The organism is Oerskovia sp. NPDC060287 (assembly GCF_042726775.1).
Lineage (GTDB): Bacteria > Actinomycetota > Actinomycetes > Actinomycetales > Cellulomonadaceae > Oerskovia > Oerskovia merdavium.
In genome coordinates this window covers 1-20,587 of sequence record NZ_JBHXBO010000060.1, presented here as the reverse complement: position 1 = coordinate 20,587, position 20,587 = coordinate 1, and the positions used below count along the sequence as shown (strand labels likewise).

Genomic DNA, 20,587 nt, shown 5'->3' with positions numbered 1-20,587 from the left:
GGGCCGGCCCCGGGGCCGTGCGCCCCGGCCGAGCCGGTGGCCGCCGCTGCCGATGCCACGGTCCCCAGCGGCACGGCGACGTGCTCCGCCTGGTGGTCCTCGCCGTCGGGCACGTGCTCCATGGTGGTGCCCAGCCCGTCGAGCGAACCCGCGCTGCGGGCGCCGATCGCGATGGGCGCCAGGACGCCCTCCGCGAGGCGGAAGTGGCGCTTGGCGCGCGAGGCGACCGCGAGGTCGTGGGTGATGGCGATGAGAGCGGACCCGTTCTCCTGGGCGATCGTGTCGAGCAGGTCCATGACCTCGCCGCCCGTGTCGACGTCGAGCGCGCCCGTGGGCTCGTCGGCGAGGATGACGCGGGGGCCGCGGACGAGCGAGCGCGCGATCGCGACGCGCTGCTGCTCGCCGCCCGAGAGCTTCTCCGGCATGGTGTCGAGGCGGTCGCCCAGGCCGACTCGCTCGAGCATCTCGGCTGCGAGCCTCTTGCGGTTCCAGAACTGCTTGCCCTGGGCGTAGAGCAGGGGGGCCGCGACGTTCTCCAGCGCCGTGCGGGCCTGGAGCAGGTTGAACTGCTGGAACACGAAGCCGAAGTCGGCGCCGCGCCGGCGTGCACGGACACGGCCGGACAGGCGGCCGATGGGCACGCCGTCGAGCAGGAACTCGCCGGCCGTGGGGGTGTCGAGCAGGCCCAGGATGTTCAGGAGCGTCGACTTGCCGGTCCCCGAACGCCCCACGATCGAGACATGCTCGCCCGCGTCGACCGTCAGGTCGATCCCGCGCAGGATCTCCAGGATCCGGTCGTCGGGGAGGCGGACCGACCGGGTCACGCCGTGCAGCTCGAGCAGGCTCATCCGGCCGAGCCCCCGTACATCATGCCCTCGTCGACCGGAGCGACGTCCTGGCCGGGCACGAACTCGAGGACGAGGTCGCCCTCGGCGAGCCCCTCGACGATCTGGACCTGCGAGCCGTCCGTGATGCCGAGCTTCACGGCCTTCTCGGTGTTCGTGCCGTCCTCGGCCACGACCCACACGTTGCCCGTCTCGACCGAGCCCTGGACCGAGGTGATGGGGACCAGCAGGGCATCCTCGGCCGACCCTGCGGTCACCTCGAGCTTGGCGGCCAGGCCCGCGAACACGACCGTGCCCGCGGGGACCGCGCACGTGATCGACGCCGAGGGCGTCGCGCCGGGCTCGTTGCCCGTCTCCTCGGCCCCGGTGGTCGATGCCGCGGCCGCCGTGCCCATGCGCAACGAGGTGCAGGTGAACGGGGCGGGACCGCCCGTGACCGTGACCGTCGCCTCGGTGGGGATCGTCAGGAGGCGGAACTGCTGCTCGGGGAGCATGGACGCCGTCACGGACAGGGTTCCGGGCGAGATCGACGCGAACGTCTCGCCGACGCTCACCTCCTGGTCCTTGATCGCGGTGAACGTCGCGACGGTCCCGGCCGAGCCGGCCTTCATGGTGGTCCGGGTGACCTTGGGCTTGCGCTCGGTCACCGTCTCCTCGCCCGTCTCCTTGTTCGTGGTGATCAGGGGATCCTGCGGGGTCTCGAGCGTGACCTCGAGGAGCGGGGCGCCGGCCGCGACGACGTCACCGACCTTGGCGTGCACGGCGGTGACCTTGCCGAGCTGGGTCACCTTCTCCTCGCTCGCCGGGTCTGCGACGACGGACCCCGTGAGGGTCACGGTGTTGGTGATGGGTCCCTTGGCGACCGCGACCTGCGGAAGCGTCACGACCGCCGACGGGGTCTCGGCGTCGCCCGCCGCCTGGGGGGCCGACTTGAACGCGATCACCACCAGGGTCACCGCGATCACCGCCCAGATCACGAGACGAAGGGTAGGAAAGATGATCCGGCGTGTGACGCCCACGGCAGGTCTCCAGGTGAAATCCGATGAGCCGACAGCTCAAGGTCCAGGCATGCTCTGGGAAGACTAGGGGGCGGGCGAGCGCCCACGTATCCACCCCAGGTATGAGATGGATGCGTGAAAGATCACGATCGGGTCAGTTTCCTGCCGCGATGTCTGCCTGTGTCCCCCTGGACAACCCTCATTGGTCGCACTTCTGACAAACGATCTGCGCACCATACACCGGAGGAGGACCAGAGGGGGCCGGGTTCCGGTCGCCGCGCCCGGCGTGAGGTGCGGACGTGCAGTCGGCACTCGCCCGGCGGGATCCCCCGGCTGGGCCCGGGAAGAGGAGAGGCCCGACGACGACGGGCCCGGTCCGTACGGACCGGGCCCGGGTGCGGGACGCGCGAGGGGACGAGGCCTAGACGGGCGAGAGCCCGAGGCGGCGGCCTGCGAGCCCGCGGCTGCGGGTCGCGAGGTGCGTCGCGACCTGGCGCAGCGCGACCGCGGCCGGCGACGAGGGGTTCGTCAGCACGACGGGCGTGCCGGCGTCACCGGCCTCGCGCAGGGTCACGTCGAGCGGGACCTGCCCGAGGAGCTCCACGGTGCCGCCCGTCGCCTTGGACAGGTTCTCGGCGACCTTGGCCCCGCCCCCGGACCCGAACAGCTCGAGCCGGGACCCGTCCGGCTGCTCGAGCCACGACATGTTCTCGACGACGCCGAGCACGCCCTGCTGCGTCTGCGTCGCGATCGACCCCGCGCGCTCGGCGACCTCGGCGGCGGCGACCTGCGGGGTCGTGACCACCACGATCTCGCTCGACGGCAGGAGCTGGGCGACCGAGATCGCGATGTCGCCCGTGCCCGGCGGCAGGTCGAGCAGGAGCACGTCCAGGTCGCCCCAGTAGACGTCCGCGAGGAACTGCTGGAGCGCGCGGTGCAGCATGGGACCGCGCCAGATCACGGGCTGCCCCTGCGGCACGAACATGCCGATCGAGACGACCTTGACCCCGTGCGCGACGGGCGGCAGCAACATGTTGTCCACGCGCGTCGGAGCCCGGTCCACGCCCAGCATGCGCGGGATCGAGAAACCGTAGATGTCGGCGTCGACCACGCCCACGTTGAGGCCGTCCGCAGCGAGCGCGACCGCGAGGTTGGCGGTCACCGACGACTTGCCCACGCCGCCCTTGCCCGAGGCGATCGCGTAGACCTTGGTCAACGAGTCCGGCTTGGCGAAGGGGATCTCGGGCTCGCCCACACCCCCGCGCAGCATGGTGCGCAGCTCCGAACGCTGCTCGGCGCTCATGACGCCCAGGTCGACGTCGACCTTCCCGACGCCGGCCACGGCCTGCGCGGCCGCCGTGACGTCCTTGACCAGGGTCGACTTCATGGGGCAGCCCGCGACGGTCAGGTCGATGCCGACCACGACGTGCGCACCTCCGGCGGCAGCGGCCGGGTCGAGGCTCACGTCGACCGAGCGCACCATCCCCAGCTCGGTCACGGGGCGCCGGATCTCCGGGTCCATGACCTGGGTCAGAGCCGTCCGGACGAGGTCCTCGAGTGCATCGGTCGTGGGTGTTGCGGAGCCGCCAGCCATGGCCCCATCCTAAGCGGGCGTCTAGCGTTCGAGGATGGACGCCCTCGCCTCGATCGCCCGTGACTCGGCTCTCTTCCTCGACGCCGTCCGCGCGGCACGGCCGGACTCGCGCGTACCGGCCTGCCCCGAGTGGGGCGCGGCGGACCTGACGTACCACCTGGCCGAGGTGCAGGACTTCTGGAGCGCCGTCGTCGGGCCTGCGGAAGGGCGTGGGCTCGACGGCGACGACGTGCGCACGCTCCGACGGCCCGACGACGACGCGGCGCTGCCGACGCTCGCCGCCGAGGCGACCGCCAGGCTGCTCGCCGCGCTCGCGGGCCGGGACCCCCACGAGCCGTGCTGGTCGTGGCACGACGCGGGCCGCACCGTCGGCTGGGTCCGGCGTCGGCAGGCGCACGAGGCCCTCGTCCATCGCGTCGACGCCGAGCAGACCGCGGGCCGGGACGTCACGAGCGCCGACCCCGAGGTTGCCGCGGACGGGGTCGACGAGATCCTGCGCGTGCTGGTCGACGGCATCCCCGAGTGGGCGACCTTCACTCCCGACGGGAGCACGATCTCGGTCGCGGTCGACGGGCCGGGTGAGACACCCCGCTCGTGGGAGCTGGCGTTCGGGCGCCTCGCAGGGACCGGGCCCGAGTCGGGCACCGCGTACGACCTCGACTCGGCACAGCTCGTGGACCTGCCGGGATCGACGAGCGCGCAGGTCTCGGGGGCCGCCTGGGACCTCGACCTGTGGCTCTGGGGGCGTGGCGAACGGGACGGGCTGGTCGTCCGCGGGGACGCGGCGCTCGCGGACCGCCTGCGCGCGGTCGCGGTGCAGGAGACGCAGTAGCTGCTCGGCCTCGGGCCAGGGCGGGACGCCGTGTCGCCGCACGGCCGGTCGCGTCAGCGCGGCTCCGGCGGGGCGTCCGCACGGCGGCCGCCGCCCGAGGACCGGCGCGCGTCGCGCGCCCCCGACCGCGAGGACGGGGAGGACCGGGGGAGCGGGGCGTCGAGCCCGGGCTCCGTACCGTCGCCGCGGGCGGCCTCGGCCGCCTCCGCGCGCTCGGTCTCCTTCTCGTCGAGCTCCTCGAGCAGGTTGCGGATCTCGGAGCGGACGAAGTCGCGCGTCGCGACCTCGCTCAGCGCGATGCGCAGCGCCGCCATCTCCCGTGCGAGGTACTCGGTGTCCGCGAGGTTGCGCTCGCCGCGCTGGCGGTCCTGCTCGGCGCTCACGCGGTCGCGGTCCGTCTGGCGGTTCTGCGCGAGCAGGATGAGCGGCGCCGAGTAGGACGCCTGGAGCGAGAGCATGAGGGTCAGGGCCGTGAAGCCGAGCGCGGCAGAGTCGAACCGCAGGGACTCGGGTCCCCAGGTGTTGAACCCGAGCCACAGGAGGCAGAAGACCGTCATGTAGAGCAGGAACCGCGGGGTGCCCATGAAGCGGGCGATGCCCTCGGAGATCTTGCCGAACGCGTCCTGCTCGACCCTCACGCGGGGCAGCAGGGTGCGGCGCGCGGCCTTGGGGGTGTCGAGGCGCTCAGCCACGGTGACCTCCTCGGCGGACGGGGAACGCGGACGACGCGGGGGTCTGGGTGCCCAGGCTCGTCTCCTCGGACTCGTCGTCGGTCTCGCGCCAGTCGTCCGGGAGCATGTGGTCGAGCACGTCGTCGACGCTGATGGCGCCGAGCAGGCGCTTCTCGTCGTCGAGCACGGGCAGCGCGAGCAGGTCGTAGGCCGCGAGCAGGCGCGTGACGCGCCCGAGCGGCGCGTCGGGTCGCACCCACTCGATGTCCGAGTCGAGCACCGACCCGACCGAGACGTGCGGGGGTTCGCGCAGGAGCTTCTGGAAGTGCACGATGCCGAGGAAGCGGCCCGTGGGGGTCTCGAGCGGCGGGCGCACGACGAACACCATCGCGGCGAGCGCCGGGGGCACGTCCTGGCGGCGGATCTGGGCGAGCGCGGTGGCGATCGTCGTCTCTGGGCCGAGGATCACGGGCTCGGTCGTCATGAGGCCGCCTGCGGTGTCCTCGTCGTAGGCGAGCAGACGTCGGACGTCGCGCGCCTCCTCGGGCTCCATGAGCTCGAGGAGCTCGGCGGCCTGCTCCTGCGGGAGCTCGTGGAGGAGGTCCGCGGCGTCGTCGGGCTGCATGGCCTCGAGGACGTCGGCGGCACGGTCGGTGTCGAGGCCCGAGAGGATCGCGACCTGGTCGTCCTCGGGCAGCTCCTCCAGGACGTCGGCGAGGCGCTCGTTGTCGAGCGCCGTGGCGACCTCGAGGCGGCGCGTGTCTCCCAGGTCGTGCAGGACGTCGGCGAGGTCGGCCGGCTTGAGGTCGTCGTAGGCCGCGAGCAGACGGGCCGCGCCCTGGGTCTCGGGTGTGCCGGCGAGCCCCGTGACGGCACCGATCTCGACGACGAACGCATCGCCGCGCCGCCGGATGCCGAGCGCGTTGGGGGCGGTCTGTCGGCGCACGAAGAGCTGGTTGACGAGCCAGTCGCCCGTGCGCTGCTTCTCGATCGAGAGGTCCTCGACGGTCGCGGACCCCGAACCGTCGACGAACTGGACCGTGCGGTCGAGGAGCTCGCTGACCGCGAGGGTCTCCATGGCGCGCTGCTCGAAGCGGCGCATGTTGACGAGCCCGGTGCTGATGACCTGCCCGGCGTCGATGCTCGTGACGCGGGTCAGGGGCAGGAACACGCGCCGTCTCCCGGGGACCTCGACCACGAGGCCCACCGCGCGCGGTGCGCCCTTGGGACGGAGCAGGACGACGACGTCACGCACGCGTCCGACCTGGTCACCGAGGGGATCGAACACCGCCGTACCGGCCAGGCGCGCGACGAAGACGCGGGTAGTTGCACTCACGTCGCAAGACTACGCACCACCCGTGGGGGCGGCGCCCCGACGGGCCGCGCGAGGCGGGTGCGGTCGGGCGCACTGCTCGCACGACGGGCGTCGTCCCGCGAGGGCGTGCGGACCGTGGCCAAGTCGTGACCTTCTTTCAGGGAGAGACCACTGGACTAGACGAGTTGAACCTGCTTGAATCTGGAACCAACGAGGCGCAATCGATCAAGATCTGTCATCCTGGATGACGGAACGTGACGGAGCCCTCATCGCGGCAGAGCACCCTGCGGCGACACAGCTCGAGCAACACCTCAAAGCAATGAAGCGGAGGAAGTACTCATGAAGAACCCGATCCGGCTCGTCAGCATGACGATCGTCGCGGGCCTCGCCCTCTCGGCGTGCGGCTTCGGCGGCGACAGCGGCAGCGACAGCACGGCGGCCGACGGCGCCACGACCCTGAACCTCCTGGTCCCCACCTACTCCGACCAGACGAAGTCGCTCTGGGAGGACGTGATCAAGGGCTTCGAGGCCGAGAACACGGACATCGACGTCAAGCTCGAGGTCCAGTCCTGGGACAACATCAACGACGTGGTCCGCACCAAGGTCCAGTCGAACCAGGCCCCCGACATCCTCAACATCGACGCCTTCGCAGGGTTCGTCGAGGACGACCTGCTCTACTCGGCCGACGAGGTCCTCTCGCCCGAGACCATCGCGGACTTCCAGGAGTCGTTCGTCGAGAACGCCTCGATCGACGGCAAGCAGTACGGCCTGCCGCTCATCGCCTCGGCCCGCACCATGTTCTACAACAAGGACATCTTCGAGCAGGCGGGCGTCGCGGCGCCCCCCACCACGTGGGACGAGCTCGAGGCAGCGGCGACCAAGATCTCGGCGCTGGGCGACGTGTACGGCTACGGCCTGCCGCTCGGCTCGGAGGAGGCTCAGGCCGAGGCCGGCATCTGGTTCTTCGGCGGAGGCGGCGGCTACGGCGACGCGTCCGAGATCACGGTCGACACCCCGGAGAACCTCGAGGCGACGCAGTTCTTCCAGAAGCTCGCCACGAGCGGCCTCACGCAGCCCGACGCCGGAGCGTCCGACCGCACGCCCCTCATCGACACGTTCATCCAGGGCAAGATCGGCATGATCGTCGGCCTGCCGCCCACGATCGGGCAGATCGCCGAGAAGAACCCCGACCTGAACTACGGCACCGCGCCGATCGCCACCAAGGACGGGTCGCCCGTCACGCTGGGGGTCGCCGACCACCTGATGGCGTTCAAGAACGACGGCAAGAAGCAGGACGCGATCACGAAGTTCCTCGACTACTACTACACGCCCGACGTGTACGTGCCGTGGGTCGACGCCGAGGGCTTCATCCCCGTCACGAAGTCCGGCTCGGAGGAGCTCGCGACCAAGGAGTCGATCGCTCCGTTCCTCGCGCTCCTGCCCGACGCGCAGTTCTACCCGTCGACGAACCCGCAGTGGTCGGCCACGCAGGGGGCGATGCAGTCGCTCATCGGACAGGTCGCGCAGGGCAAGGACGCGGCAGCGGTCCTCCAGGAGATCCAGGCCAAGGCCGACTCCTGACCCCGGACCGGTAACTGCCCGTCCAGCAGTCCTGGTCCCCGCGGCGCGCGGCCGGCTCGACCGGTCGCCCCGCGGGGACCAGGACCCGGCACCGAAGGACCTCGATGAGCTCGACCACCACCACCGCCCCGGCGCCAGCCGCCGGTTCACCCGAGCGGCCACGCCGCTCGTTCCGGGACCTGCTCACCGCACTTCCCTGGATCGGTCCCAGCCTCGCGCTGATCATCCTGATCGTCCTGTTCCCCGCGGGGTACATGGTCTTCAGCTCGACCCGTGACATCTCGCAGTCGGGCATCGACCGGGGGAGCGCCGGGTTCCAGAACTACCTGGACGTCTTCGCCATCCCCGCGCTGCCTCGCGTGCTCGCGAACACCGCGGTGTGGGTCGTCGCCGTCGTCGCCCTCACGGTCGTCCTGTCGCTCGCGCTGTCGAACTTCCTCAACAAGCAGTTCCCGGGTCGGCAGATCGTGCGCCTCGCGGTCATCGTCCCGTGGGCCGCGAGCGTCGTGATGACCACGACCGTCGTGTACTACGGGCTCCAGCCCAACTACGGCATCATCAACCAGTTCCTGGCGGACGTCGGCATCCTCGACAGCCCGGACTTCGGCTTCACCAAGAACGCCACGTCGGCGTTCGTCGTCGCGATCGTCGTGGCGGTGTTCGTCTCGCTGCCGTTCACGACGTACACGCTCCTCGCCGGGCTCCAGTCGATCCCGGGCGACGTGGTCGAGGCGGCACGCATGGACGGCGCCTCGCACCGGCAGGTCTACTTCTCGATCATCCTGCCGCAGCTCAAGCCGGCTCTCGCCGTCGCCGCGATCATCAACATCATCAACGTCTTCAACTCGCTGCCGATCCTGCGACTCATGACGGGGTCGATCCCGGGGTACGACGCGGACACCACGACCACGCTCATCTTCAAGCTCATCCAGTCCGACCGTGCGGTCGACCAGGCGAGCGCCCTGTCGGTCGTGAACTTCGTGATCGTGATCGCGGTCATCGCGCTCTACATGCGCATCGTCAAGCCGATGAAGGGAGTGGACGAGTGAGCAACGGAGTCCTGACGCGCGAGCCCGACGCCCGTCCCGCCCAGCCCCTCAAGAAGGCCTCGAGGTACGCGACCGGCGGCCCCGGCTCGGGCGGGTCGATCCCCGGGCGGGTCGTCGCGGGCATCCTCGTGGCGCTGCTCTTCCTGCTGCCCTACGGCATCATGCTGTTCGGCTCGCTCAAGAGCCGTGCCGAGATCCTGCGGATCCCACCGACGTACTTCCCCGAGCAGTGGCACCTCGACAACTACGTCACCATGTGGTCCACGCCGGAGACGCCGCTCCCGCAGAACCTCGTCTCCACGATCGTCATCTCGGTCGCGGCGACGGTCCTGGTCCTGATCGTGGCGCTGCCGGCCGCGTACTTCACGGCCCGCTTCCGGTTCCCGGGCCGCATGGCCTTCCTGTTCCTCGTGCTGGTCACGCAGATGCTCCAGCCGGCCGTGCTCGTGGCGGGCCTGTTCCGACAGTTCCTCGCGTTCGGGATCGTCGACACCTGGCTCGCGATGATCCTGGTCAACGCAGCCTTCAACCTGGCGTTCGCGGTGTGGATCATGCACAGCTTCTTCGCGAGCGTCCCGAAGGAGATCGACGAGGCCGCGCAGATCGACGGTGCGGGGCGCTGGGCGACGCTGTTCCGCATCAACCTGCCGTTGGTCTGGCCCGGTATCGTGACGGCGATCATCTTCACCTTCGTCGCTGCGTGGAACGAGTTCGCCGCCAGCCTCGTCATTCTCTCGACAGCCGGCAACCAGCCGCTGTCCGTGGCGCTGACGAAGTTCGTGGGTCAGTACGACTCGGCGTGGCAGTACGTGTTCGGCGTCTCGATCGTCGCCATCGTGCCTGTCATCATCCTCTTCGCGATCATCGAGAAGCGTCTCGTCGGAGGTCTGACCGCAGGGAGCATCAAGTGACACGCATCGAGGACGCGACCCACGAGCTCGGCGGCGCTGCCGCCGAGCCGTCGGGCGGACTCAGCAAGTCGGTCCGCTGGGAGCGCATGCTCGCGCTCCTGGCGGACCGCCGCCGGCTCTCCGTCACCGAGGTGGCGGAGCTGTTCGGCACCTCGGAGTCGACCGTGCGCCGGGACTTCGACCAGATGGCCGACCGCCAGCTCGCGCACCGTACCCACGGGGGGATCGTCGCGGCCTCGGTCGCGTACGGCCTGCCCGGCCGGTACGGCAAGCAGCTCGACGACCGCCAGCGTCTCGCGGAGGCGGCGGCCCACCTGGTCACGCAGCGCCACGCGGACCAGGCCGTCATCGGGTTCAACGGCGGGCGCACCACGACCCTGGTCGCCAAGGCGCTCGGCGAGCTCTCGGACCAGGGGTCCGAGCACGCGGCCCGCAACGGCGAGCACGTCTACACGATCGTGACGAGCGCGCTCAACATCGCCGCCGAGCTGGTCCTGCGCCCGCAGCTGCGCACGGTGTGCCTGGGCGGCACGGCGCGCGCCCAGTCCTACGAGCTCACGGGCCCCATGGCCGTGAGCATGGCCCGCACCCTGTGGCTCGACGTGCTCGTGCTCGGCATGGTCGGCATCGACGCCCAGGCGGGGCTCACGTGCGGCGACCCCGACGAGGCCGGGGTCACGTCCGCGCTCGTCGAGCACTCGCGCCACGTGATCGCCGTCGGGACCTCCGACAAGGTCGGCGAGCGCTCGTTCGCCCAGATCTGCGACATCTCCCGCATCACCACGCTCGTCACCGACTCGGGCGCGACCGAGGAACAGCTCGCGCCCCTGCGGGATGCAGGCGTCGAGGTCATCGTCGTCTAGGACGAGACCCCGCCGCTCCCGCCTCACACGTCCGCACCACGACGGACGCCGGACCGCGCCGACCGCGCAGCCCGGTGGCCACACCAGAAGGGTTTGACATCACCATGAGCACCTCCCACGTCAGCGTCGAGATCGCGAGCCAGCCCCAGGTCTGGCGCGAGGCGGCCCGCCTCGCCGCCGAGAGCTCCGCGGTCCTCCCGCAGCCGGGCGAGCGCGTCGCGATCGTCGGTTGCGGCACGTCCTGGTTCATCGCCCAGGCCTACGCGGCCCGCCGCGAGGAGCTGGGTCAGGGGGTCACGGACGCGTTCGCCGGCAGCGAGTACCCGGTGGGCCGTGAGTACGACCGTGTCGTGGCGATCACCCGTTCCGGGACGACCACCGAGATCCTGCACCTCCTCGAGGTGCTCGACGGCAAGCAGCGCACCCTGGCGATCGTCGGCGACCCGACCTCGCCCGGCGCGAGCGCAGCGGACGACGTGGTCGTGATGCCCTTCGCCGACGAGCAGTCCGTGGTCCAGACCCGGTTCGCGACGGCCGCGCTCACGCTCCTGCGCGCAGGCCTGGGCGACGACATCGAGTCGCTCGCGACCGCGGCGGAAGAGGTCGTGGGCTGGGAGGTTCCCGAGGCCGTGCTGGCCCGCACCCAGTTCACGTTCCTGGGTCGCGGCATGGCCGTGGGGCTCGCGAACGAGGCCGGGCTCAAGATGCGCGAGGCGTCTCTCGCGTGGGCGGAGTCGTACCCGGCCATGGACTACCGTCACGGGCCCATCAGCATCTCCGACGAGACCAGCGCCGTCTTCCTGCTCGGTGCCGAGGTCCCGGGCCTGGTCGAGGACATCGAGCGCACGGGTGCCCTCGTGGTCCGCTTCGACGAGGACGCGCAGCTCACGCTCGTGCGCTGCCAGCTCCTGTCGGTCGCGAACGCCGAGCGCAAGGGCCTGGACCCCGACGCCCCGCGCCACCTGACGCGCTCGATCATCCTGGAGGACTCGGCATCATGATGGTCGGGGAAGAGCAGCTCGCCTTCCCCGCCGTCCCGGAGCTCCTGTCGCCGTCCCACGGAGGGGCGGCGACCGGGGCCCCGGGGGCGGGCCTGCGTCGGGCGGTGATCGCGCTCGACGTCGGCGGGACCGACATCAAGTCCGCGATCGTCACGCGGGGCGGCGACCCGGACGCGCTCGACGAGATCCTCGTCGAACGGGTCACCCCGACCCGCGCGGCCGACGGCCCCGAGGCCTCGGTCGCCGCGGTCCTGGCGGCCGTCGAGGCGCTGCGCGCCGAGGTGCCCGCGGGGTACCAGGTCCTGGGTGTGGGCCTCGCGGTGCCGGGCACGGTCGACGAGTCGGCGGGCCTCGTGGTGAGCGCCGAGAACCTCGACTGGGTCGACCTGCCGCTGCGGCAGGTCGTCGCGGACGCGACGGGCCTGCCCGTGGGTTTCGGCCACGACGTGCGCGCGGGGGGCCTCGCCGAGGCCCGCCTGGGTGCGGGCCGCGGAGCGCCCGACCACGCCTACGTGTCGATCGGCACGGGCATCGCCGCGGCGGTCGTGCTGCACGGTCAGGTCTACGTGGGTGGCGGGTACGCGGGCGAGATCGGTCACGGTGGTGCGCACGGCGGGGCGCCGTGCCCCTGCGGTGGCACCGGTTGTGCGGAGACGTTCGCGTCGGCCGCGGGCATGGCGCGCAGCTACCGCGAGCTCACGGGCGCGACGTCCGACGAGGTCCCCGGCTCGGCCGAGGTCCTGGCACGTGCCCACGCGGGCGACGTCGTGGCCCGCGAGGTCTGGGACCGGGCGATCGACCGGCTCGGCGAGCTCGTCGCCGGGATGGTCCGCCTCCTCGCGCTGCCGGTCGTCGTGATCGGCGGCGGTCTGGTGCGCGCGGGTGACGACCTCATGGTCCCGCTCGACGCCGCGGTGCGCTCGTACCTCACGATCCACCCCGCGCCCCGGCTCGTCCCGGCCACGCTCGGGTCGGCGGCCGGCACGTACGGGGCGTCGGTCCTCGCGTGGGACGCCGTGACCGCTGCCGTGCTGGAGGCGCTGTGACGGCCGGCAGGCAGGTCCGGGTCCTGTGCCTCACGCCCAACCCCGCGTGGGACGTGACCTACGGCGTCGACCGGCTGGACCCGGGCGAGGCGCTGCGGGTCCGGTCCGTCGCGGCCCGCGCGGGCGGCAAGGGCGTCAACGTCGCGCGCGTCGTGCGCGCGCTGGGCGGCGTCTCGGTCGCGGTCGCCCCCGTGGGCGGCATCCTCGCGCCGGCCTTCGCGGCCGACCTCGAGGCCGCGGGCCAGCCCGCGACGCTCGTCCCGGTGGCGGGTGCGCTGCGGCAGGCGGTCGCGGTGGTCCCGGAGCACGCAGGGCCCGACGACGGAGGTCACCCCACGGTCCTCAACGAACCGGGGGCCGTGCTCACGGAGGAGGAGTGGGGGCTGCTCGTCCGCACCGCGGTCGGCCTCACCTCGGACCGCCCGGTCGTGACGATCTCCGGCTCGCTGCCTCCCGGCACGACGCAGGACCGGTTCACCAGTCTGGTGCGTGCGCTGCGCGAGGCCGGCTGCCCGGTCCACGTCGACGTGTCGGGGCCCGGGCTGCTCTGGGCCGCCCAGGCGGGCGCGGACCTCATCAAGCCCAACCGAGCCGAGCTCGCCGAGGCGACCGGGACGCCCGACCTGGCCCAGGGCGTGGCCGCGCTGCAGCGCCTGGGTGCGCACGACGTCGTCGTGACCGACGGCGAGAAGGGGCTCGCGGCGTTCGAGCCCGGGTCCACGGCGCCCGCGGCGCGGGCCCGGCTCGACGCCCCGGTGCACGGCAACCCGACCGGCGCCGGTGACGCGGCCATGGCGGCGCTCGCGGTGAGCGTCGGCCGGCCCTGGGCCGAGCGCCTGGCCCTGACCGTCGCCACGTCGGCCGCAGCGGTGCTGCAGCCCGTCGCGGGCGAGGTCGACCCCGAGGACGTGCGGCTGCTCGCCGACCGCGTCCTGACCGAGAACGTGAACGACACCCCGAGAACCACGGAGGACTGAATGCCGCTCGTCACCGCCAGCCAGCTGATCTACGGAGCCCGCGCCGAGCGTCGGGGGGTCGGCGCGTTCAACGTGATCCAGGTCGAGCACGCCGAGGCCTTCGTGGCCGCGGCCGCCCGCGCCGGCACCGGCGTCGTCCTGCAGATCAGCCAGAACGCCGCGAAGTACCACGGCGGCCTCGCACCCATCGCTCTCGCGACGCTCGCGATCGCCCGGGCGTCGAGCGCACCGGTCGTGGTCCACCTGGACCACGCCGAGGACCGCGCGCTCGTGAGCGAGGCCATCGCGCTGGGCCTGAACTCGGTCATGTACGACGGGTCCGCGCTCGACTACGAGGCCAACGTCGAGGCGACGGCCGACGTGGTGCGCGAGGCCCACGCCCGCGGGGTCTTCGTCGAGGCCGAGCTCGGCAAGGTCGGCGGCAAGGACGGCGTCCACGCCCCGGGCGTGCGCACCGACCCGGCCGAGGCCGTGGCGTTCGTCGCCGCGACCGGCGTGGACGCGCTCGCGGTCGCGGTCGGCTCGTCGCACGCCATGACCGACCGCACGGCCGCGCTCGACTTCGAGCGGATCGCCGAGCTGCGGGCGGTCGTGCCCGTGCCGCTCGTGCTGCACGGGTCCTCGGGCGTCGCTGACGCCGACCTCACGCGTGCCGTCGAGGAGGGGATGACCAAGATCAACATCTCGACCCACCTCAACAACACCCTGACGCGGGCGCTGCGCACCTACCTGGACCAGAACCCGGCCGTCGTCGACCCGCGCAAGTACCTCGGTGCGGGCCGCGACGCGATGCGCGACGAGGTCGTGCGCCTGCTGGGTGTGCTGAACGCGGCCTGACGGGGTCCTCCCGGGAGGCCGAGGGACGTCGTCGAGGGAGAGGGTGCCGGCCCGCGGCCACGACGCGGGCCCGCGCCCGGCGCTAACCCCCGAGGGAACCCCCACGCCTCACCCCCACAAGTTAGGGTGACTGGGGGTGTCGTAAAAACAAATGCCAATTCCGCGCCCAAGGTCCCGACGCCGCCGAGCGGGGAGCAGATCGCGTCCTACGCGACCTACCTCGAGGCGCAGAAGGCCGTCGACTACCTCTCCGACAACAAGTTCGCCGTCGAGTACGTGACCATCGTCGGCACCGACCTGCGCATGGTCGAGCGTGTCATGGGCCGTCTCACGTACGGCCGGGTGGCGCTCGCGGGCCTCGCGTCCGGTGCGTGGTTCCGCCTGTTCGTGGGTCTGCTGCTGTACATGTTCAACAGCGGTGGCGGGCTGATGCTCGCCGCGATCGGTCTGGGTGCGGGTTTCGGCCTGCTGTTCTCGGTCCTGTCGTACTCGCTCACGGGGGGCAAGCGCGACTTCACGTCGTCGAGCCAGATCGTGGCGTCGTCGTACTCGCTGCTGTGCCTCGCGGAGCGCGCGGGCGACGCGCGTCGCCTCCTGTCCCAGATGCCCGACGGCGCCGCGGCCATCGCGCGTCAGGTCCCGCCGGTCGCGGGACCGGCCGGGCCGCCCGCGCAGCCGGGCCAGTGGGGACAGCCGGGACAGGCGCCCGGCCAGCAGCCGGGCCAGGCGTGGGGGGCCCAGCAGCCGCCGGCCCCGCAGGCGCCCGCTCCGGTCGCGACACCGGTCCAGACGGCCGACGCCCCGGCCCAGCCGGCCCCTCCGGTCAGGACTCCGGACCCGCGCTGGACGACGCCCTCGGGCGCGCCGCGCTACGGAGCCATGCGCAGCGACGTCACGCCGCCCGCTCCCGCTGACGCCGCACCCGTCGAGGGGCGCCCTGCCCCGGTGACCGACTCCCAGGCCGCGGCCGACGGCGCGACGGACGAGACGTCGTCGGGCACGCGCTAGGTCCCTCCAACGGCCACTCCCGGCGCGGAGCTCCGGGACGTCCCTCCGCCGTCCAGGCAAGGCATCGCTCGTGCTCGCGCGGCGGAGCGGGCTATCCGATCCAGGGGGGCGAGACCGGCTCGCCGGGACCCTCGGGCGAGATCGGTGTCGCCAGAGCGCCGGCGAGGCCGGTGACGACGAACTCGGCGCCCGACACGGTGCTGACCCGGCGTGCGGCGCCGGCGTGCAGCACCACGGTGTCTCCGGCCGACAGGTCGACGGTCTCGTCGTCGACGGCCACCGTCGCTGCGCCGTCGAGCACGTGCCACGCCTGCTCGCCGTCGAACGAGTGCTGAGGACCTTGTTGACCGGCGCGCATGGAGACGCGCCACAGGCTCACGGTCGTGGTGCCGCCCTGCGTGGGTGAGGCGAGCGTCGTCATCGAGGCGTTCGGTGTCTCGGTGACGCGGGTGTCCGAGCGTGCGATCTTGAGGTCAGACATGTCGACTCCCTGGATTGACAACATGGTTGTCCATCAACGGAACCACGCCGCCGCGATATCGTCAACCATGTTGTCGACAGGGAGGTCCTGAGATGAGCGAACCTGGATGGCGCGTCGTGCTCCTGCTCGCGGGCGCGTTCCGCGGCAGCATCGATGCGCTCCACGACGACCTCGCCGAGCAGGGGTACCCCGAGGCCCGGCCGTTGCACGGGTTCGCGCTCCAGGCGATCGGGCCTGACGGGTGCACGATCAACGAGCTCGGTCAGCGGCTCGGCGTCTCGAAGCAGGCGGCGGCGAAGACGGCGGCCGGCCTCGAGAAGTCCGGGTACGCCTCCCGCGAGCCGGTCCCGGGAGACCGCAGGGCGGTGCTGCTGCGTCGCACGCCCCGCGCAGAGGAGTTCCTGGCGGCCAGCGCGGCCGGGTTCGAGCGCGTCATGGACGGGTGGCGGCTCCGGCTCGGTGACGCGCGGTTCGACGCGCTGGTCGACGCGCTCGCCGACGTGGCGGACGAACGACCTGTCGGAGACCTGCCCGGCTGGCTGTCTCGACGCTCCTCGACCACCGACGAGCGGCCAGGGGGCTGACCGGGCCGCACCGACGGCCCGTCGGTCAGGAGGTGGCCGGAGCGGACCCCGGCCACCTCCAGACCGATCAGCGCGGCTCAGTCGCGCGCGGCCCGTTCCGCTGCGGTCTTGGCCGCGTCCCGCTCACGCTTGCGCGCCTCCTTGAGGCGCTTCTCGGCCTCGCGCACGGCCTTCTCCGCCTCGCGGCGGGCCCTGGACGCCTCCTTGACCTTGGCGTCGCGCGCGTAGAGCTCGGCGGCCTCGCGCGCCTCGTGCGGAGGGAGCGGAGACTCGGCGCGCTCGACGGGCGTCCGCTCGACGTAGACCCCGATCCCGTCGAGGACCCTCTCGAGTCCGAACACGACGTCGTCGACCCCGTCGTCGTCGCTCAGGTACGCGCCCGAGGCGACCACGGGGTGCAGGTACGGGAACCTCTCGGGGGTCACCAGCTCGGAGAAGACCTCGGCGTACGCGGCCCCGCTCACGTCGCGCCCGCCGGGGTCCTGCCGGGCTCCGCGCAGCTCGCGCTGGATCCGGGCGGCACTCTGCGCGTAGCTCGTGACGAGCATGATCATCGCGAGCTTGTCGGCGTCGGACAACGACGTGTCGTGCATCGCGCGCAGGCCCAGGTCGACGAACCGCAGGTTGTTGGGCGTGAGCGGGACGCCCTGGACCGCGACGTCGAGGAACCACGGGTGGGCCTCGTAGACCGCGAGGGAGGCGAGCGCGAACTCGCGCAGGCCGCGCCGCCACGTGGGCCCCTCGCCCGCGGGGATCCGCCCCTCCATGACCGCGGTGAGCTCGGGGTGCGCCCCCGAGGGAAGATCGATGTCCATCGCCTGCTCCTGCATGAGGAGCAGCAGGTCGTCCTTGCTCGTGACGTAGCGGTACAGCGACATGGTCGTGTACCCCAGGGCTGCCGCGAGCTTGCTCATCGAGAGCGCGCCGAGCCCCTCGGTGTCGGCGATCTCGATGGCCTGCTCGACGATCCGCTCGATGCTCAGCTCGCGCCGAGGGCCGCGCTGCGGGTTCTCGGCCACGCCCCACGCCAGGGCGATGGCGTGGGGCAGGCCGGGATCGGTGGTGTCCGTCATGGGTACATCATCGCCGGTCCGTGCAGGATCGCCGGTCCGTACCGCGACGGGCGAGGGGGCGTGGGCCGCACGGGCCGAGCACCCTCAGTGCGCCGTCCGACGCCGGTAGAGGATCGACGCCCCGGCGCACGAGACCACGAACATGCCGACGAGCCACGCGAGCGCCGGCACGAGCTGCCCCGCGGTCGACGTCCCCGAGAGCAGTGCACGCAACGTCTCGATGACGGGCGTGAACGGCTGGTGCGTCGCGAAGCCGTGCAGCCACGTCGGCATGGTCTCGACCGGCACGAACCCGCTCGACAGGTAGGGCACGAACAGGAAGAACATGTTGAAGCTCGCCGCGGCGTCAACGCTCAGGACCAGGCCTGCGAGGCAGCTCAGCCACGTGAACGCGAGGACCATGAGGGCGAGATAGCCCGCGATGCCCACCCACCCGCCCAGGGCGGCTCCCGGGCTGAAGCCGAGCGCGACGGCCACGAGCAGGACGAGCGTGGCCGAGACGAGGTTGCGGACCGTGCTGGCCAGGACGTGCGCCCACAGGACCGAGGGCCCGAAGATGGGCAGGGTCTTGAAACGGTTGATCGTTCCGCTCGTCATGTCCTGGGCCACGGAGAGCGCGGCGGTCGCCGAACCGAAGCCCAGGCACAGGACCAGGATCCCGGGCACCACGTAGTCGACGTAGCTCCCGTCGTCCTCGATCGCGCCACCGAACACGATGACGAACACGAGCATGATGAGGACGGGCAGCATGAGCGCCGTGACGAGCCCGTCGACGCTGCGCAGCGTGCGACGCAGCTCGCGGCCCGTCATGGCCGAGACGTCGCGCAGCGCGGTCGCGGGGGACTGGCGGACGGCCCTCGGGGCCGTGCGCGAGGCGCGGTCGGGTACGGGTCGCCGCGTGGTGGTCGGTGCCGTGGTGCTCATCGCAGGCCTGCCTTCGTCGTCGCGGGGGAGGCCGCGGGCCGGGTGGAGACGGACGGGGTGCCCGAGGTGCTCTGCGGCGGGCGGGCGGTGCGCGCGGCGCGCGACCCCGTGAGGGCGAGGAAGACGTCGTCGAGCGAGGGCTTGATCACGGACACGCCGGTGACAGGGATGCCCTGCTCGTCGGCCCGCGCCAGGACGTCGCGGACCGTGCGGAGCGGGTCCGTCGTCGGGATCGTCGCCGCGAGGTCCTTCTCGTCGATCCCCGAGATCTCGAGCCCGATCTCCTGGACGGACGCGAGCGCGTGGGAGTCCTCGACGTCGACCCGCACGTGCTGGCCGGGGACGAGGGCCTTGAGCTCGCTCGCGGTCCCGCGCGCGACGATGCGTCCGCCGTCGAGCACCGCGATGGTGTCGGCGAGCCGGTCCGCCTCCTCGAGGTACTGGGTCGTGAGCAGGACCGTGATGCCGTCGGCCGCGAGCTCGCGGACGACGTCCCAGAGCTCGGAGCGCGACTGCGGGTCCAGGCCCGTGGTCGGCTCGTCGAGGATCAGGACCTGCGGGTTCGCGACCAGGCTGATCGCGAGGTCGAGGCGGCGTCGCATGCCGCCCGAGTAGGTCTCGACGCGCCGCCGGGCGGCGTCGGTCAGGTCGAAGCGGTCGAGGAGCTCGGCCGTGCGGGCCCTGACCGTCGCGCGGGGCAGGTGCGCGAGAGTGGCCATCATCGCGAGGTTCTCCTCGCCCGTCTGGAACTCGTCGACCGAGGCGTACTGGCCCGTGAGCGCGATGACCTCGCGGACCCGGGCGGCCTGGCGGACGACGTCGTGCCCCGCGATGGTCGCGGTCCCGGCGTCGGGCCGGACGAGGGTCGTGAGGATGTTGACGGCGGTCGTCTTGCCCGCGCCGTTGGGTCCGAGGAGCGCGAAGATCTCGCCTCGTCGGACGGACAGGTCCACGCCCTGCAGGACGGCGTGGTCTCCGTAGGACCGGGTGAGCCCCCGGACGTCGATCATCGGGTCGGGCATCGTTACCTCCGTGTGCGTCGCAGACTGTTGTGTACTTCCTACACTGTGTAGACCATACGCACTGTGTGTGGCATACACAAGAGGTGGATTTCAGGCGACCTGCGCACGGGCGGCCGGATAGCGTGACGCCATGCACCCCGCCATGCACCCCGAAACGCACCAGGCCGAGTTCCGCGACGCCCGCCTCGTCGAGGTCTACGACGCCCAGAACACGTGGGGTCGGGACGACGACTACTTCCTCGCCCGCGCGGCCGAGGGCCCCGGCGGGCGGGTGCTCGACCTCGGGTGCGGCACGGGGCGGCTGACCGTCGCCCTCGCCGACGCCGGGCACGTGGTGACGGGCGTCGACCCCGCGGGCGCCTCTCTGGACGCGGCCCGGCGTCGGCCCGGCGCCCAGGGCGTGACCTGGATCCACGGGACGTCCGCCGACGCGCCCGCGGGTGCGTTCGACGTCGCCCTCATGACGAGCCACGTGGCCCAGCTCTTCGTCGCCGACGACGAGTGGGCGGGCGTCCTCGCGGACCTCCGGCGGGCCCTGGTGCCCGGTGGCGTCCTCGTCTTCGACACCCGCGACCCCCGTGACCGCGCCTGGGAGGCGTGGCACGCTCCCGGAGACCGCGACCCGGTGGCGCTGGGTGACGGGCGCGTCGTGCAGACCTGGAGCGAGGTCACGGGCGAGCGTGACGGTGTCGTCGACTTCACGCTCGGCTACGAGATGCCCGAGGGCGACGTGCTGACGAGCACGGCGACCCTGCGGTTCCGTGCCGAGGGGGAGGTGCGGCGGTGCGTCGAGGCGGCCGGGTTCACCGTCGAGCAGGTCGACGGCGGGTGGCGGAGGGAGGCTGTCGGGCAGGGCGACGGCGAGCTGCTCGTCGTCGCGCGCGCGGTCTGACGCGCCGGGCGCCCGGACGGCGACCCTGCACGGGCCGACCGCAGGGCACGACGAAGGCGGCGGCCCCGAGGAGTCCTCGGGGC

At 72.3% G+C, this 20,587-nt stretch carries 21 protein-coding genes; 12 read left to right on the top strand and 9 right to left on the bottom strand.

The features are described from left to right. From ACFWFR_RS07685 to ACFWFR_RS07675, 3 genes are all read right to left on the bottom strand, one after another. The coding region (locus ACFWFR_RS07685) for an ABC transporter ATP-binding protein (RefSeq protein WP_377622186.1) at positions 1-848 on the bottom strand (848 nt) is incomplete at its 3' end. Next, the gene (locus ACFWFR_RS07680; RefSeq protein WP_191801217.1) at positions 845-1,822 is read right to left on the bottom strand and encodes an efflux RND transporter periplasmic adaptor subunit; all 978 of its coding nucleotides are present in this window, start codon (positions 1,820-1,822) and stop codon (positions 845-847) included. The genes ACFWFR_RS07680 and ACFWFR_RS07685, both read right to left, overlap by 4 nt. A gap of 442 nt (positions 1,823-2,264) precedes the next feature. After that, entirely contained in the window at positions 2,265-3,437 is a 1,173-nt protein-coding gene (locus tag ACFWFR_RS07675) for a P-loop NTPase (RefSeq protein WP_377622183.1), read from the bottom strand. 34 nt (positions 3,438-3,471) lie between these two features. On the opposite strand from ACFWFR_RS07675, the gene ACFWFR_RS07670 reads away from it, so the two are divergent. Beyond that, positions 3,472-4,269, top strand: coding sequence for a maleylpyruvate isomerase N-terminal domain-containing protein (locus tag ACFWFR_RS07670; protein ID WP_377622181.1), 798 nt, complete (start codon positions 3,472-3,474; stop codon positions 4,267-4,269). Between the two features lie 53 nt (positions 4,270-4,322). Here ACFWFR_RS07670 and ACFWFR_RS07665 read toward each other — a convergent pair whose 3' ends face one another. Both ACFWFR_RS07665 and ACFWFR_RS07660 read right to left on the bottom strand, forming a co-directional pair. Next, a complete protein-coding gene (locus tag ACFWFR_RS07665) occupies positions 4,323-4,961 on the bottom strand; it encodes a DUF1003 domain-containing protein (protein ID WP_377616030.1) in 639 nt (212 codons plus the stop codon). Continuing rightward, positions 4,954-6,276, bottom strand: coding sequence for a magnesium transporter MgtE N-terminal domain-containing protein (locus ACFWFR_RS07660; RefSeq protein WP_191801211.1), 1,323 nt, complete (start codon positions 6,274-6,276; stop codon positions 4,954-4,956). The genes ACFWFR_RS07665 and ACFWFR_RS07660 overlap by 8 nt, the downstream gene beginning before the upstream one ends. Positions 6,277-6,594: 318 nt before the next feature. Here ACFWFR_RS07660 and ACFWFR_RS07655 point away from each other — a divergent pair, with 318 nt between their 5' ends. The 9 genes from ACFWFR_RS07655 to ACFWFR_RS07615 all read left to right on the top strand — a co-directional run bounded on the left by ACFWFR_RS07655 (position 6,595) and on the right by ACFWFR_RS07615 (position 15,528). Beyond that, on the top strand, positions 6,595-7,836 hold the full coding sequence (locus tag ACFWFR_RS07655) for an extracellular solute-binding protein (protein WP_377616029.1): 1,242 nt from the start codon (positions 6,595-6,597) through the stop codon (positions 7,834-7,836). A gap of 104 nt (positions 7,837-7,940) precedes the next feature. Then, positions 7,941-8,885 (top strand): carbohydrate ABC transporter permease, encoded by a 945-nt coding sequence (locus ACFWFR_RS07650; RefSeq protein WP_377616028.1) that lies wholly within the window; start codon positions 7,941-7,943, stop codon positions 8,883-8,885. Beyond that, positions 8,882-9,796, top strand: coding sequence for a carbohydrate ABC transporter permease (locus tag ACFWFR_RS07645; RefSeq protein ID WP_377616027.1), 915 nt, complete (start codon positions 8,882-8,884; stop codon positions 9,794-9,796). The genes ACFWFR_RS07650 and ACFWFR_RS07645 overlap by 4 nt, the downstream gene beginning before the upstream one ends. Further along, on the top strand, positions 9,793-10,659 hold the full coding sequence (locus ACFWFR_RS07640) for a DeoR/GlpR family DNA-binding transcription regulator (RefSeq protein WP_235534247.1): 867 nt from the start codon (positions 9,793-9,795) through the stop codon (positions 10,657-10,659). Before ACFWFR_RS07645 ends, ACFWFR_RS07640 begins: the two co-directional genes overlap by 4 nt. Positions 10,660-10,763: 104 nt before the next feature. Beyond that, positions 10,764-11,660 (top strand): SIS domain-containing protein, encoded by an 897-nt coding sequence (locus tag ACFWFR_RS07635; protein ID WP_377622179.1) that lies wholly within the window; start codon positions 10,764-10,766, stop codon positions 11,658-11,660. Then, a complete protein-coding gene (locus ACFWFR_RS07630; RefSeq protein WP_377622177.1) occupies positions 11,657-12,706 on the top strand; it encodes an ROK family protein in 1,050 nt (349 codons plus the stop codon). The genes ACFWFR_RS07635 and ACFWFR_RS07630 overlap by 4 nt, the downstream gene beginning before the upstream one ends. After that, positions 12,703-13,683 (top strand): 1-phosphofructokinase family hexose kinase, encoded by a 981-nt coding sequence (locus ACFWFR_RS07625; RefSeq protein ID WP_377622175.1) that lies wholly within the window; start codon positions 12,703-12,705, stop codon positions 13,681-13,683. Before ACFWFR_RS07630 ends, ACFWFR_RS07625 begins: the two co-directional genes overlap by 4 nt. After that, positions 13,684-14,520: a ketose-bisphosphate aldolase gene (locus ACFWFR_RS07620; protein ID WP_377622174.1), complete on the top strand. Its 837-nt coding sequence runs from the start codon at positions 13,684-13,686 to the stop codon at positions 14,518-14,520. A gap of 126 nt (positions 14,521-14,646) precedes the next feature. After that, the gene (locus ACFWFR_RS07615) at positions 14,647-15,528 is read left to right on the top strand and encodes a general stress protein (protein WP_377622172.1); all 882 of its coding nucleotides are present in this window, start codon (positions 14,647-14,649) and stop codon (positions 15,526-15,528) included. Positions 15,529-15,619: 91 nt separating this feature from the next. On the opposite strand, the gene ACFWFR_RS07610 is transcribed toward ACFWFR_RS07615, so the two are convergent. Further along, on the bottom strand, positions 15,620-16,009 hold the full coding sequence (locus ACFWFR_RS07610; protein ID WP_191801196.1) for a cupin domain-containing protein: 390 nt from the start codon (positions 16,007-16,009) through the stop codon (positions 15,620-15,622). 92 nt (positions 16,010-16,101) lie between these two features. Here ACFWFR_RS07610 and ACFWFR_RS07605 point away from each other — a divergent pair, with 92 nt between their 5' ends. Then, on the top strand, positions 16,102-16,593 hold the full coding sequence (locus ACFWFR_RS07605; RefSeq protein ID WP_191801194.1) for a MarR family winged helix-turn-helix transcriptional regulator: 492 nt from the start codon (positions 16,102-16,104) through the stop codon (positions 16,591-16,593). Between the two features lie 77 nt (positions 16,594-16,670). Here ACFWFR_RS07605 and ACFWFR_RS07600 read toward each other — a convergent pair whose 3' ends face one another. The 3 genes from ACFWFR_RS07600 to ACFWFR_RS07590 form a co-directional block, all read right to left on the bottom strand. Further along, entirely contained in the window at positions 16,671-17,666 is a 996-nt protein-coding gene (locus ACFWFR_RS07600; protein ID WP_377622170.1) for a TetR/AcrR family transcriptional regulator, read from the bottom strand. 84 nt (positions 17,667-17,750) lie between these two features. Then, a complete protein-coding gene (locus tag ACFWFR_RS07595; RefSeq protein WP_377622168.1) occupies positions 17,751-18,590 on the bottom strand; it encodes an ABC transporter permease in 840 nt (279 codons plus the stop codon). Continuing rightward, on the bottom strand, positions 18,587-19,612 hold the full coding sequence (locus tag ACFWFR_RS07590; protein WP_377622167.1) for an ATP-binding cassette domain-containing protein: 1,026 nt from the start codon (positions 19,610-19,612) through the stop codon (positions 18,587-18,589). The genes ACFWFR_RS07595 and ACFWFR_RS07590 overlap by 4 nt, the downstream gene beginning before the upstream one ends. A 130-nt stretch (positions 19,613-19,742) precedes the next feature. Here ACFWFR_RS07590 and ACFWFR_RS07585 point away from each other — a divergent pair, with 130 nt between their 5' ends. Next, positions 19,743-20,504: a class I SAM-dependent methyltransferase gene (locus tag ACFWFR_RS07585; RefSeq protein WP_377622166.1), complete on the top strand. Its 762-nt coding sequence runs from the start codon at positions 19,743-19,745 to the stop codon at positions 20,502-20,504. Positions 20,505-20,587 lie beyond the last annotated feature (83 nt).